The organism is Pedobacter sp. MC2016-05 (genome assembly GCF_026239735.1).
GTDB lineage: Bacteria > Bacteroidota > Bacteroidia > Sphingobacteriales > Sphingobacteriaceae > Pedobacter.
In genome coordinates this window covers 1-13830 of the sequence record NZ_JAPIVT010000005.1, presented here as the reverse complement: position 1 = coordinate 13830, position 13830 = coordinate 1, and the positions used below count along the sequence as shown (strand labels likewise).

The window sequence follows — 13830 nt, the reverse complement described above, 5'->3', positions numbered from 1 at the left end:
ATCATTACCGTTGAAAATTCGCTAAAATCATTTCTCATTGAAGTATTGGTCAAATAGATGCCAAAAACATTTTTACAATGTAATATTTGGCGTACAAGTTTTCAAATGACCTAAAAATTTCCAATTTTAGGAGATTAAATCACCACCAACAAATTAATTCATTTCAAAAAATGCAAAAAAGACTAACTATTATTCTGTTTTTCGTTGTCGGCATTGCCTATGCTCAGAAAAAACCATTAGATCATAGTGTTTATGATAAATGGGAGTCAATAGGCACCAAGCAATTATCAAACAACGGTACTTGGGCAATGTATAGTGTATTGCAGCAAGAGGGCGATGCGCAACTTTACATTACCAATATTAAAACAAACGCTAAAATAAATGTCCCTCGGGGAATGAATTCACAATTTAGCAATGACTCTAAATTTGCTGTTTTCAATATCCGTCCATTAAATAAAGATTTACGCCAGGCAAAAATAAAGAAAAGAAAACCTGATGAAATGCCCAAGGACTCTTTAGGTATTGCAAACTTGACCACAAATGCAATTACCAAAGTGCCTCGTGTAAAATCATTTAAATTTCCTGAAGATGGCAATGGCTTTATGGCTTACTTAACTGAAAAACCAGACACTGCCAAGAAAACACCAGCTAAGCCTGTTGAAAAGAAAGATTCGGAAATAGATTTTGCTGCTGATGAACCAGCTGGTAAAGGAAAAACAGAAGAAGGAACTGATCTTATTGTTAAAAATTTATTAACCGGAACCGACAAAACCTATAAATATGTGACCGATTATTCTTTTAGTAAAGATGGAAAACAATTGGTTTTTGCTTGCAGCGGATCTAAAAAGGATAAAACAGCCCCTCAAGGCGTGTTCTTATTAAATACCGAAAAAGGAACCCTTAAAACCTTGATCAAAGGAAAAGGCAGTTTTAAAAATTTTGCCTTCGATGACGAAAGTGAGCACTTAGCGTTTGTCGGCGAGCAGGATCCAGAGAAAAAGGAAATTAAAAATTACAATGTTTATTACAACTCTTTAACATTAGATACCGCACAAACCATTGTAGACTATGACATGCCAGGTTTACCTGCAAAATGGTCGGTTAACGGCGATGGCCGGGTGACTTTTAGTAAAGATGGTAAGAAACTATTTTTTGGCATCTCTCCTATTAAAAAGCCAAAAGATACGACCATCGTAGATTTTGAAGTGGCTAAAGTTGACGTATGGAATTACAAGGACGATTACTTGCAGCCAATGCAATTGAAAAATGCAGATCGCGATAGCAAAAAAAGTTATTTATCAGTTATCGACGTTTATAGCAGCGATCCAAAAGCAATCCCGTTAACAGATTTAAGTTTACCTGACGCCAACATGGTTGCAGAAGGCGATGCAAATTTCGTTTTGGCATCTACAGATTTTGGGCGTAGAATCGAATCGCAATGGAGTGGTGCAACATCGAAAGATTATTATTTAGTGGACACTAAAAATGGCCAACGCAAAAAGATCATCAGCGAATTAAATGGCTATGCGATGGCTTCGCCGGGCGGTAATTATATTTTGTATTTCGATAGAAAAAACGGTAATTGGTACACTTTCGCTGTATCAACCGGCAAAATTGTAGCCCTAACAGAAAGCTTAAACGTAAAGTTTGTTGATGAGGACAACGATGTTCCAGATCTTCCATCAGCCTACGGAGTTGCCACCTGGACAGAAGGAGACAAAGCAGTTTTACTAAATGATCGATATGACATTTGGTCGTTTTCTCCAGATGGAAAATCGCCTGCTAAAAACATTACTGCTGGTTTCGGTAGAGCAAATAAAATCACCTTCCGTTATGAACGCGTTGAACAAGATAATAATCCCTTCAATCGCATGGTGGATAATAAATTTGTTAAAGCGAACGAATGGGTTTGGTTAGATGGATTTAATAACGTGACTAAAGAAAATGGTTTCTACAGAACGAATGTAGGTTCGGCAAAAGCACCAGAATTGGTGGTCATGGCAAAATATAAATACTCAAATTTAGTCAAAGCCAAAGATGCAGATGTTTATATTTATGATAAAGCAAACTACACAGAATCGCCAAATGTTTATGTTACGAATGATTTCAAGACAGAAACGAAATTAAGCAATACCAATCCTCAACAGCAAAATTACAATTGGGGCACTGCAGAGTTGGTTAAATGGACCACACCAAAAGGATATAAAGCTGAGGGTATTTTGTACAAACCAGAAAACTTCGATCCGAATAAAAAATATCCAATGATTGCTTATTTCTACGAAAAGCTTTCTGATGGATTGTACACTTATCAGGCTCCAGCGCCTACCCCTTCCCGATTAAACATTTCTTTCTTCGTGAGTAATGGGTATTTGGTTTTCGCTCCAGATATTAGTTACGAAACTGGTCATCCAGGTCAATCCGCAGTCGAATTTATCAACTCGGGCGTAGAGAGTTTGAAGAAAAACACTTGGGTTGATGGAACAAAAATTGGTATTCAAGGACAAAGCTGGGGTGGCTATCAGGTAGCCTATTTAATTACTCAAAATGATATGTATGCTGCAGCTTGGGCAGGAGCACCAGTGGTAAACATGACCTCGGCTTACGGCGGTATTCGTTGGGAAAGCGGAATGAACCGTCAGTTTCAATATGAAAAAACACAAAGTAGAATTGGTGCAACCCTTTGGGAAAAGCCAGAATTATATACCGAAAACTCCCCTCTATTTATGTTCCCAAAGGTAAATACCCCAGTGGTAGTAATGGCCAATGATGCGGATGGAGCGGTGCCTTGGTACCAGGGAATAGAAATGTTTACTGGCTTACGCCGATTGGGCAAACCAGTTTGGATGTTAAACTATAATGGAGAAGCACATAATTTAGTGCAACGCCAAAATCGTAAAGATATCCAAATTCGTGAACAACAGTTTTTCGACTACTATTTAAAAGGTGCAAAAGCGCCTGCCTGGATGACTAGCGGAATCCCGGCAACTGAAAAAGGAAAAACATGGGGTTTTGAACTAACTGATGATAAACCTTAGTTAGCACAGAGTCCAAAGCCTGAAGTCCATAGTCTTTAGTTTTATACTAGGAACTATGGACTTTTTTGATTTTATAATTTGTAAACTTAAGACTGAATATTTACGACTACAGACTTTAGACTTAGCTATGGATTTACAAACTAAAACCCCTATTTTACACCAGTTAAAAAACTAAACAACCCTAATGGCATTAAGTAGAATTTGGTCTGGATTTATTGTTATCGCAATTTTAGTAGCGGCGGTAAAGTGCTTCTTTTTCGGACAAACTGAAATTTTTAGTTGGATGGTGATTGGTAAAGCAGATGATCCAACCAACCTCACAAAAGTTAATGGCATCATTGAAACCTGCTGGACATCAGTAGAGTTGTGCCTTAAATTAATTGGAATTCTAGCCTTATTTATGGGCTTTATGAGCATTGCTGAACGTGCTGGCGGAATTCGCTTGTTATCAAGAATTGTGGGCCCTTTTTTCTCAAAACTTTTCCCAGAAATCCCTAAAGGTCACCCTTCAATGGGACACATGATCATGAATTTTTCTGCAAATTTATTGGGATTGGACAATGCTGCAACCCCATTTGGTTTAAAAGCGATGGAAAGTCTCCAAGAATTAAACCCGAGTAAAGACACAGCGTCAAATGCTCAAATTATGTTCTTGTGCCTTCATGCAGCGGGTTTAAGTTTAATTCCCGTGAGTGTAATTGCGATACGTGCTTCGCAAAATGCTTCTGATCCTACTGACGTTTTTATCCCATGCTTAATTGTAACTTTTGTTGGAACGATGGCAGCCATGTTAATCGTTTCTTTAAAGCAAAAGATCAACTTGCTCCAGCCTGTAATTATTGGTTGGGTTTTGAGCATATCTTTAGTAATTGCATTGCTTGTTTTGTATGTAACCTCATTAAATGCTGATGGTATTAAATCATTTTCAGGCTTATTAAGCAACGGATTAATTCTATTTGTTTTCTTAGTAATTGTGCTGGGTGGATTATATAAAAAAATCGATGTTTTTGATGCGTTCATTGATGGCGCAAAAAATGGATTCGAAACTGCAGTAAAAATTATCCCTTATCTCGTTGGCATGTTGGTCGCCATCAGTATGTTACGTTCCAGTGGAACATTTGATGTGGTAATTATGGGTATTAAAAATTTATTTGTAATGCTGGGTGCCGATACCCGTTTTGTAGAAGCGCTTCCAACTGCTTTGATTCGGCCGCTAAGTGGAGGTGCCGCAAGAGGAATGATGGTGGATACGATGACGGCTTATGGTGCCGATTCATTTCCAAGTAAGTTATCTGGTATATTCCAAGGTGCTTCTGATACAACCTTTTATGTCATTGCGGTTTACTTTGGTTCAGTAAGTATCAAAAATACACGCTATGCCGTTGGCGCAATGTTATTGGCAGATTTAGTGGGTGTTTGTACCGCAATTGGCCTGGCTTATTTATTCTTTGGATAAAGAATGTCAGACATAAAAAATCCCTGCTTTAGAAACTACTTAAGCAGGGATTTTTTTTGAGCATTATTCTGATGGATTGTTAAGAGACTTGCGGACGAGGAGATATCCTGTTGATGATTTCATCGATCGCATCTGGATCGATAGCCACATTTTTAGATGCACACCACTTCTCATTTTTATTATCTAACCAGATACAAAAAGAATGGTAGCCATCTAAAACAACGGCATAAGTTTCATGAAAATCATCTTGAATACGCATGCAAAATCCTTTAAAAATCTTGCCTCTAACAATGAATTGCAGTGTGGAATAATTTTCTAACATGGCTCATTATATTTTTGGTTAAGTTACAACAATGTATTAATGAGAATGTTTCGCTAATTTAAAGGAATTAACAAATTATTTTAAAACTTCAAAGAATGTGTTAACCTATGTTTAACATGTTCGAATATCCTTTGGCTATTAAACGTTTTTTTGCTGGTAAATATATCTCACACTGAAGATTTAAAATTGTTTTCCCTCGCTTCACAATTGATGTTTCGGCAACAACCTCGTCTCCTTCTTTCGCAGGGGCAAAGTAATCGATATAATTATTTACGGTAGTGTAACGATCATTTAAACCCATAGTGTAAACTGTTGCACCAATTAAATCATCAATAATTCCGGCGGTAACGCCACCATGCAAAATTTGATAAGGATTAGTCATCTCCTTACGAATGGTATATTGGCATACCAAAATACCATTTTCAGCTTTGATTAAAACCGGGGCCAACCAATTCATAAAATTCGATGGTGAATTAGAGATCACCTTGCCAATAGATTGCCTTAGAAAATTTAATCGTTGCTCACTTATTGATGGTTCCATGTTTATGTAAGTTATATTAAGCTATGATGGGTGAGGTAAATATAGCAATGGAAACACGATGTTTAAGATGGAAAGCCCATTTTTTTCTCTATCCACAAATACTTAAAAACCGTCCTTATTACATGATCAATAGCGCATTTTCCATTCCCCATCACCTATTCCTCATTTTCCGCAACTCAAAAAGGCACAATCACTTTAAAGCTCATATTTCTGCCCATATTATAAATTCCAGAGCGGCCATTGGGCGATGATTCATAATACTCGAAATATTTTAACCGATTTAAGTGAGATTGGTAGCCGATGTTGAAAACATTATCCGCCTGAATAAAAATATCCAATACAGTTCTGCCCGACTTAGCTTTTATAGATGAACCAATGCCAGCATTAATTAAAGTATATCCTCTGGTAAAAGTCTCGGTATCATCAAGTGCATAAAACTTATTTTGATCTGCAAATATTGCGGCATCAATTTTAAAATATGGTTTATCCAAAAAACCGATATTTTTTTGTGCTGTCAATTTTATTTCAGATCTGATTTGCAATGGTGGAATAAATGGTAAATATTTTGCTGCTTTCCCATGTAAATTCAATAAAGCTTCATTTTTATTTAAGCCTACTACGTAAGCAACACTATTGTTAAATGTAAACCACTTTAATGTTGATGGATGTATGTTTACAGCTAACTCAGCGCCATACAAGCGGGCTTTTGATTGCTGATATTGATAAGTTAAATTCCCCGGAACAATAACTACCGGATTACCGTTCTCATCCGTTAAACGCGATTGATAGATGTAGTTTTGAATGTTATTGTTGAATATTTCCATGCTAATATCTACATCTTTTAAATAGGCAATAATGCCAATATCTTGTTGAAGATTAAACTCTGGCTTAAAGGTTCTATTTCCCAAATAAACAATGTGTGCGCCAGGATCTAAACCATTTGAACCAATTTCAGTGATATTGGGCGCTCTATATCCCCTTGCTAAATTTGCCTTGATTAAAAATTTATCTGATAGATTATAGGTTAATCCTAAACTCCCAGAAAAGCCATAATAGTTTTTATTAAATGATGGGAATTGCAAATTAGCGCTGGCATCGTTGGCATCAGATTTTTGCCCAAAACCAGTTAAAACATTCGTTCCGACATAGAAATTACTCCAATTAATATTTCTCCTATCCATCCTCACGCCACCTGAAATATCCAATTTCCCAAAAGACTTTTTAGCGAAATAAAATGCTCCGACATCAAACAAGTCATAATCTGGAATAGGAAAATCTGTAGCATCTTTACTGCGATTTGTTTGGTACATCCCATTGATACCTAATGTACTTTCAATTCCGCCAAAATTCGGGAGGTTGTATTTGACATCATAGTTCAAAGTATTCAAAACCACGTATAAACCAGCCTGATTTGGGATAGTTGGACGATTATATTCTCTTCTTACACTTTGCTGTCCACCAACTAATATGTTTAAATCGCTATTTGCAAACTTAAATTGACTGGCATTATAAAAACGGAAATGCTGAATATGCTGATGTAAAGGATTTATAGTGTAGGTCTTTAAGTCATCTAAAGGCACTATTGGTCTGTTTTTAATATCGTCTCCATCATCAAAAATTTGTCTCGTAAATCTACGAGTGGTAGAATCTCTGCTCCCATCCGGAATCTCCATGAGGTTATCGTAGTAAGTGATAGCCGTTTTTGAATAACCCCAGTCTTTATCTACTCTCGCACTTGCGGAAAGATTATATTCTCTAAATGCAGCTCCATAAACATACCCATCAACTTTGTTGTAATAATTATGGGCCGCCTTACCTGTAGCACGTAAAGTATATTTCCAATCATTTTTAATGTAAGCTAAACCCAGTGACGAACCAAACATTCCATTATTGCTTTGAAAGTTAGTGGTAAAATCGCCTTTCAACTTGCCATTTTCGAAATTTGGTGTATAAGGTATCATGTTAATTACCCCAGCCAATGCATCAGATCCGTAGGTTAAACTAGCTGGACCCTTCACCACTTCAGCCCTTACAATTCCATATTCGTCAACCTCAATTCCATGCTCGTCGCCCCATTGCTGGCCTTCCTGACGCAGGCCATCGTACAAAGTCAACACCCGGTTGTACCCAAGTCCTCGTATAAATGGTTTAGATACATTTGGCCCTGTTGTAACCGCCGTAACTCCAGGAACGCCCTTTACAATCGCTTCGATTAGGTTTGTGTTTACGTTTTGATCCATTATTTTTTTAGATAAGACCGCAATTGGCACTGGGCTTTTTCTTAGCGATGTTGCTCGGTTTACGCCTGTTATCACCACATCGTTAAGGTTCCATTCAATCTCCGATATTTCTGCATTTAAATGCAGTGTATCATTCTGCACTTGGGCTTTTATCCGCTTGGATTGATAATTGATCCCCGAAAACTGCAGCTCAACTAAGCCACTTTGAACATTGCTAATTTGGTACCAACCCGCTTGATCGGTTTTTGTGGTTTTGTTGGTTCCAACAATTTTCACATTAATATTCTCCTGCACTTTTCCTTTTGACGAAACCTTACCTGTAATCACATTTTGGGAATAGCTATTGGAAAAAGTGCAAGCAAATAAAATAAATAGTATGGCTATTTTCATGGAATGATATGATCTAAATATATTTTTAGACAAATCTAAATTTATTTTTAAATATATCAAATAATAAATTTTGACAAACGAACATCAAAGCAATTATCATGAAAATGCAATTTAGTTGCAAAGAATAATAAATGCAACATAATTGCTTTTATATTTGACTGGTAAACTTATGATGATGAAAAATTTTAAAACGATAAATCTTGATAAACTGGGAATAACAGCGTCTACTGTCTGCGCTGTTCATTGTGCGATTCTCCCGTTTTTATTTACGCTTCTACCCTTGTGGGGATTAGAGTTTTTAGCCACTCCAGCATTAGAAATTTCGATGATTCTTCTTTCCCTATTTATTGGCGTATGGGCTTTAAGCACATCCTATCGAAAAGTTCATCATAACCTCTATCCGATGGTAATTTTAGCACTCGGTTTTGGCGCCATACTTTTGGGGCATTTTTCAGGCATCGAAACATTAGAACCCATTTTAATTCCGCTTGGCGGATTTACAATTGCTGGAGCACATTTCTTCAACCTAAAACTGGCAAAAAGCTGTAAGCACATCCATCAATAAAACAATCAATTATATTTTAACTATCCTATTTAAACAATTTACCTACTAGAAAAGGATTATATATTTGTACCATGCAAAGAAAAATTAAACTACTTTTTGTTGCTGCACTTTCTTTCATTTGCACCCTAAACCCTGCTTGCAAGCACGGCACCGATAATGCACAAGAACTTTATCGCCGCTACGCAATCAAAAACATTCAGGTAATAAAAAAATCAAAATAAATATGATCAGTATTCAATCGCTAACCCATAACTACCATAACGGTCCGACTTTAAAATTTCCAGATTGGGAAATACTTAATGAAGAACAGTGGTTGTTATTAGGTGCATCGGGAAGTGGGAAAAGCACTTTGTTAAACATCATTTCGGGTTTACTGAAACCAGAAAATGGCAAAGTAAAATTAAACGAGACTGATATTTACAGCTTATCTCAAAAAGAAATGGATCGTTTCAGAGGACAAAATATCGGCATTGTATTTCAAAAACCTCACTTAATTAAAAGCTTAAACCTATTCGATAATGTGGCCCTGGCTTCCTCTTTGGCGGGAGTAAAAATTAATCAATCAAGAGTAATGGATCTGCTTTCTTCTTTGGGTTTAGCAGATAAAACAAAAAACTATCCTGAAGAATTAAGCCAAGGACAATTGCAAAGGGTTTCCATTGCACGGGCATTGGTAAACAGTCCCGCTTTGTTAATTGCTGATGAACCAACATCGAGCTTAGATGATGAAAATGCTGATAATGTACTTAAAATTTTGACTCAACAGGCTGCAGAAAATCACGCTTCGCTGGTTATTGCCACACATGATAAAAGAGTAAAAGATAAACTTAACAAGGAATATTTATTGTAATGAACATATTAAGGCTAAGTACAAAAAACCTATTGAGGAATAAGCTCACCACGTTTCTCAATATTATATTGGTGGCGTTTGGCGTAGCCATTTTATCTATCCTTTTTTTGGCATCTACACAAATTGGAAATAAGCTGGAGCAAAATGCGAAAGACATCGATTTAGTCGTCGGCGCTAAAGGAAGTCCGCTTCAGTTAATTTTAAGTAGCATTTACCATATAGATTTCCCAACCGGCAATATTCCGTTAAAAGATGCAACCGAACTGATGGAGAATCCAATGGTTAAACGAGCGGTTCCTTTGGCTTTGGGAGATAACTTTCAAGGACATAGAATTGTGGGTACTGATTCGGGATTTGTTAGTTTATATGGTTTAAAATTGGCCGCAGGGAAATTTTGGTCGAGAGATTTAGAAGCGACAATCGGTAGCGGTGTGGCGGCAGAAGCGCATTTAAAAGTGGGTGATAAATTCTTCGGCGCACATGGTTTAAGTGATGCAAGCGACGAACACAAACACCATGCATATACTGTGACAGGAATTCTGCAAGCGCAGGGAAATGTTACGGATAACTTGATATTAACCAATATTGGTAGTGTCTATAAAATGCATGAACCCGATCATGAGGAACATGAAGCGCAAGAAGAAGTTGAAATTAATAACAAGGAAATTACCTCCATCCTTATTCAATACAGGTCGCCAATGTCGGTTGTCATTTTTCCCAGAATGGTAAATCAAAGCACCAATATGCAAGCTGCATCTCCGGCGATGGAAAGCGCAAGGTTGTTTTCGCTTATTGGTGTAGGGATAGAAACTTTAAAATGGTTCGCTGTATTGATCATGGCAATATCAGCCTTGAGCGTCTTTATAAGTTTATACAACGCAATGAAAGAGAAAAAATACGACCTCGCTGTAATGCGTTCTTTGGGTGCCTCCAAATCAAAATTATTTTTCTTGGTGATGCTAGAAGGTCTGCTAATTACGGTAAGTGGTGCCATTTTAGGATTGTTTATCGGACACTTGGCATTACACATTATTGGCCATTATCAAGAATCATCGCAAGCCAGATTAACAGGATTATACTTTGTAACTGACGAACTTTACCTCATTGTAGCCGGTTTAATTATTGGTGTCGTTGCTTCTATATTGCCAGCCATTCAAACATATCGAGTTGATATTGCCCGTACACTTTCAAAAGAGAAATAATGAAAAAAATAGTAATCATTACCTTCTTATTCATCTCGATGCTTGAATTAAAAGCACAAGTAAAAGTGCATAAAGATATGCGTACCAAAAATTGGAACTTAATTGGGATGAGGTATGAAAAGCAGGTTGAGCCCTTAAAGTGGGCAAGTATTTTCCCTCCAGAACTGATGGCACTCAACAACAAAATCATCGAATTACCCGGTTATATCTATCCAACCAAAGTGGGATCTAAGTTTTCAGAATTTCTTTTATCAATTGTTCCGATAGAGTCATGCCCATTTTGTGGAAAGGGCGATATTCCATCGATGATAGAAGTTAAAATGGCCACCCCGCTCCCATTTACAGAGAAGCCCATTAAAATACAAGGTAAATTTGTAATCAATAATTCTGGAGATAACCGATCAGAATTCTTTTTGTTGGGAGCAAAACTGGTAAAATGAGAAATGGATTAATCATTCTGATGTTTCTGATAGTTCAAATAGCATCAGCCCAAACTAAAAAACACAACAACAACGATCAATTAAGATCATTGAATTGGGATGTAATTGGAACGGTGAAATTCGAACTAACGGAGAAAAACGAGTTACTGCCTATTTATGGTGAAAACATCGCCAGGTTTAAAAATAAAATGTTTGATTTGCAAGGGTATTTAATTCCCATAAAAAATAGCCAGAAGCATCAAAAATTTTTACTGGCAACTTTACCCATAAGTCAATGTTATTTTTGTGGACAGAACGGTGTTCCAATAATGGTGATGATAGAAATGGAAAATGCTATTGCATTTACAGACAAACCAATTAGGGTTAAAGGCATTTTGAAGTTAACTAATGATAATGCCACTTACCAACCACCGGTTTCTCTTGTAAATGCGAAGTTGATTATTTAAAAATAAGGTTATGAATACTATTGAAGCGCAAGCCTACGAGGATTTATTGTTGAAAAATGGTTTGAAAAGAACTGGCGCTCGATTACAAGTGCTGGATGTGCTTACTCATCGAAATTCGGCCACATCTCAACCCTACCTGGAGAATGTAATTGGAAAGGATATCGATCGGGTTACCTTGTATCGGATTTTGAAAACTTTTGAAGAAAAGGGGATTATACATCGGATATTAGATAAACAGGGAACGGCTAATTATGCTATCTGTTCCAGTTCATGTACAGAAAATCACCATCATGATGAACACGTTCATTTCAATTGCAATAACTGTTTAAGGGTTTATTGCCTTGATGATGTTAAAATCCCATCATTGAAAATAGAGAAAGGGTTCAAAATTGAGGATATGAACCTGATTGTTTCGGGCATTTGCAAAGATTGTAATCAAGCTAATTAATTAGTTTTTAAAGCTTTAAAAGCGAGCTAAAAAAATCAACAGAAATAATTAAAATATATTTTTGCTTATTAGATAGAACTTCTATATTTGCAACTCGTTACAAAAATGGGCCTCGGTAGCTCAGCTGGATAGAGCGTCGGTTTTCTAAACCGAGGGTCAGGGGTTCGAGTCCCTTCCGGGGTACAATTTAAACCTTCAACTTTAAAGAGTTGAAGGTTTTTTTATTTACCAGCCATCTAACTTCAATTCATTTTTTTTACTAATTTTGTTAGTATTGAAAAGATCAGGAAGCGCAGATTTACCTTTACATTACGGCCAGGTACCACCTTGGTTGGCGCAACGCATGGCTAAACTTGGCTTGGCAATAACGGAATCTATTTTGATGGAGTATGGAAAAGCTGAAGTAATTCGAAGACTGAGCAATCCATTTTGGTTTCAAAGTCTGGGTGCGGTGATGGGAATGGATTGGCATTCGTCAGGCATCACCACATCTGTTATGGGCGCTTTAAAGAAAGCAATTAACCCTCTCTCTAAAGAATTAGGCCTTTACATCTGTGGTGGAAAAGGCAAGTTCAGTCGAGAAACACCAAATGAACTGTTAAGAATTGCAGATCAAACAGGTCTTAATGGAACGGAGTTGGTAAGAGCTAGTAAATTGAGTGCTAAAGTAGATAATACGGCGATTCAAGATGGCTTTCAATTGTACTTACACAGCTTTATTTTAAGTAACGATGGTGATTGGGCAATTGTTCAGCAAGGTATGAGTGATGAAAGCTCAACTGCTCGGCGTTATCATTGGCATTCAGAAAACCTCACATCTTTTGTTGACGAACCGCACACCGGAATTTGCGGTATCAATCAAGGGCAGATTCTCAACTTAACTTCGAGCCAGGCAAATATTACCAGGCAAACGATGATGCAGATTACCGAAGAATCTCCTGTGAAAATGATTTCAGAAATTCAAAAGTTAGTCATGCCGAAACATCACGATGTAAAAGCAAAAGACATTGATTTAAAAAGATTAGGCAGCATATTATGGCTGGCGCAAGAGAAGCAACCAGCAGATTTTGAAGAATTACTCTTATTGGAAGGAGTGGGGCCACGAACCTTGCAATCCTTAGCTTTGGTAGGCGAGGTAATTTATGGTACCCCGTCACGTTTTTCTGACCCTGCAAGGTATTCATTTGCTCACGGAGGAAAAGATGGTCATCCCTTCCCTGTTCCGGTAAATGTATATGATGAAACCATCAGCGTACTTCAAAATGCAGTTGAAAAAGCTAAAATCGGAAATGCAGATAAACAACAAGCTATAAAATCCTTACATCAAATCGCTCGAAACGCAGAAGCGGATTTTGTCCCTAATATGGATTTCGATAAAGTAATTGCAAAAGAAAGAGCTGAAAGCTGGAAATATGGAGGAAGAACAATTTTTGGAAAAGAGAAACCACCTAAGAATGACCAGCTAAGGTTGTTTTGACAGATGCTGAAATAATGCCGGAGTCAATAAACATAATGAGATAGATGCTGAAATGAATTACCATTGACGTTTTTAACTTTTTGTCATTGCATGTCTGCGGCAGGCAGGCAATCCCGATTTTATCGGGAGAAGCAATCTCATTGGTTGTATTATTTTATTAAAGGAGATTGCTTCGTGCCTCGCAATGACGACCATTTTTAACGTCATTTATATTGATTTTTATGAAACAAATCACCTCTCAGCATGACGAAAGTTTGTCCATTCTGTGAATTCAGTGTTTCCGTGGCAAAAAACTAGCTTCTGTTAATATTCGATAATCCATAAACGAAGGTCGCTGCTTTCAATACGACTAAAAATAATTGCTTAAAGAGATTGCCACAGCCAAAAGAGAGATTGACCTCTTAAAGACGTCCCTGTC

General features: G+C 37.1%; 12 protein-coding genes and 1 tRNA gene. 10 read left to right on the top strand and 3 right to left on the bottom strand.

The features are described 5' to 3' along the window. Window positions 1-170: 170 nt before the first annotated feature. Together OQZ33_RS08635 and OQZ33_RS08630 are read left to right on the top strand one after the other, a co-directional pair. The gene (locus OQZ33_RS08635) at window positions 171-3035 is read left to right on the top strand and encodes a prolyl oligopeptidase family serine peptidase (RefSeq protein ID WP_265798644.1); all 2865 of its coding nucleotides are present in this window, start codon (window positions 171-173) and stop codon (window positions 3033-3035) included. A 184-nt stretch (window positions 3036-3219) separates the two neighbouring features. Further along, window positions 3220-4491: a nucleoside recognition domain-containing protein gene (locus tag OQZ33_RS08630; RefSeq protein WP_265798643.1), complete on the top strand. Its 1272-nt coding sequence runs from the start codon at window positions 3220-3222 to the stop codon at window positions 4489-4491. 79 nt (window positions 4492-4570) lie between these two features. Here the strand turns inward: OQZ33_RS08630 and OQZ33_RS08625 are convergent, their stop codons facing one another. From OQZ33_RS08625 to OQZ33_RS08615, 3 genes are all read right to left on the bottom strand, one after another. Then, complete coding sequence (locus tag OQZ33_RS08625) at window positions 4571-4750, bottom strand: hypothetical protein (protein ID WP_157255629.1); 180 nt, start codon at window positions 4748-4750, stop codon at window positions 4571-4573. A gap of 163 nt (window positions 4751-4913) precedes the next feature. Continuing rightward, window positions 4914-5354: a PaaI family thioesterase gene (locus OQZ33_RS08620; protein ID WP_265798642.1), complete on the bottom strand. Its 441-nt coding sequence runs from the start codon at window positions 5352-5354 to the stop codon at window positions 4914-4916. 176 nt (window positions 5355-5530) lie between these two features. After that, window positions 5531-7984 (bottom strand): TonB-dependent receptor, encoded by a 2454-nt coding sequence (locus tag OQZ33_RS08615; protein WP_265798641.1) that lies wholly within the window; start codon window positions 7982-7984, stop codon window positions 5531-5533. 175 nt (window positions 7985-8159) lie between these two features. On the opposite strand from OQZ33_RS08615, the gene OQZ33_RS08610 reads away from it, so the two are divergent. From OQZ33_RS08610 to OQZ33_RS08575, 8 genes are all read left to right on the top strand, one after another. Then, window positions 8160-8549 (top strand): MerC domain-containing protein, encoded by a 390-nt coding sequence (locus tag OQZ33_RS08610; protein ID WP_265798640.1) that lies wholly within the window; start codon window positions 8160-8162, stop codon window positions 8547-8549. 223 nt (window positions 8550-8772) lie between these two features. Further along, window positions 8773-9399: an ABC transporter ATP-binding protein gene (locus OQZ33_RS08605; RefSeq protein WP_265798638.1), complete on the top strand. Its 627-nt coding sequence runs from the start codon at window positions 8773-8775 to the stop codon at window positions 9397-9399. Beyond that, complete coding sequence (locus tag OQZ33_RS08600; RefSeq protein WP_265798637.1) at window positions 9399-10601, top strand: ABC transporter permease; 1203 nt, start codon at window positions 9399-9401, stop codon at window positions 10599-10601. The genes OQZ33_RS08605 and OQZ33_RS08600 overlap by 1 nt, the downstream gene beginning before the upstream one ends. Continuing rightward, window positions 10601-11041 carry a hypothetical protein gene (locus OQZ33_RS08595; protein ID WP_265798636.1) on the top strand — a complete coding sequence of 147 codons (441 nt, stop codon included), beginning with the start codon at window positions 10601-10603 and terminating at the stop codon, window positions 11039-11041. Before OQZ33_RS08600 ends, OQZ33_RS08595 begins: the two co-directional genes overlap by 1 nt. Beyond that, a complete protein-coding gene (locus OQZ33_RS08590) occupies window positions 11038-11487 on the top strand; it encodes a hypothetical protein (RefSeq protein WP_265798635.1) in 450 nt (149 codons plus the stop codon). The genes OQZ33_RS08595 and OQZ33_RS08590 overlap by 4 nt, the downstream gene beginning before the upstream one ends. A 10-nt stretch (window positions 11488-11497) precedes the next feature. Beyond that, entirely contained in the window at window positions 11498-11935 is a 438-nt protein-coding gene (locus tag OQZ33_RS08585) for a Fur family transcriptional regulator (RefSeq protein ID WP_265798634.1), read from the top strand. Between the two features lie 109 nt (window positions 11936-12044). After that, a tRNA-Arg gene (locus OQZ33_RS08580) sits at window positions 12045-12118 on the top strand. Between the two features lie 91 nt (window positions 12119-12209). Continuing rightward, on the top strand, window positions 12210-13412 hold the full coding sequence (locus OQZ33_RS08575; RefSeq protein WP_265798633.1) for a DUF763 domain-containing protein: 1203 nt from the start codon (window positions 12210-12212) through the stop codon (window positions 13410-13412). Window positions 13413-13830: the final 418 nt, after the last annotated feature.

Excerpts from the sequence above, each read along its gene's own strand:
- OQZ33_RS08625 (WP_157255629.1), bottom strand. The coding sequence starts at position 4,750 with ATGCGTATTCAAGATGATTTTCATGAAACTTATGCCGTTGTTTTAGAT.
- OQZ33_RS08590 (WP_265798635.1), top strand. The coding sequence starts at position 11,038 with ATGAGAAATGGATTAATCATTCTGATGTTTCTGATAGTTCAAATAGCA.
- OQZ33_RS08600 (WP_265798637.1), top strand. The coding sequence starts at position 9,399 with ATGAACATATTAAGGCTAAGTACAAAAAACCTATTGAGGAATAAGCTC.
- OQZ33_RS08605 (WP_265798638.1), top strand. The coding sequence starts at position 8,773 with ATGATCAGTATTCAATCGCTAACCCATAACTACCATAACGGTCCGACT.
- OQZ33_RS08635 (WP_265798644.1), top strand. The coding sequence starts at position 171 with ATGCAAAAAAGACTAACTATTATTCTGTTTTTCGTTGTCGGCATTGCC.
- OQZ33_RS08615 (WP_265798641.1), bottom strand. The coding sequence starts at position 7,984 with ATGAAAATAGCCATACTATTTATTTTATTTGCTTGCACTTTTTCCAAT.
- OQZ33_RS08595 (WP_265798636.1), top strand. The coding sequence starts at position 10,601 with ATGAAAAAAATAGTAATCATTACCTTCTTATTCATCTCGATGCTTGAA.
- OQZ33_RS08585 (WP_265798634.1), top strand. The coding sequence starts at position 11,498 with ATGAATACTATTGAAGCGCAAGCCTACGAGGATTTATTGTTGAAAAAT.
- OQZ33_RS08610 (WP_265798640.1), top strand. The coding sequence starts at position 8,160 with ATGAAAAATTTTAAAACGATAAATCTTGATAAACTGGGAATAACAGCG.
- OQZ33_RS08630 (WP_265798643.1), top strand. The coding sequence starts at position 3,220 with ATGGCATTAAGTAGAATTTGGTCTGGATTTATTGTTATCGCAATTTTA.
- OQZ33_RS08620 (WP_265798642.1), bottom strand. The coding sequence starts at position 5,354 with ATGGAACCATCAATAAGTGAGCAACGATTAAATTTTCTAAGGCAATCT.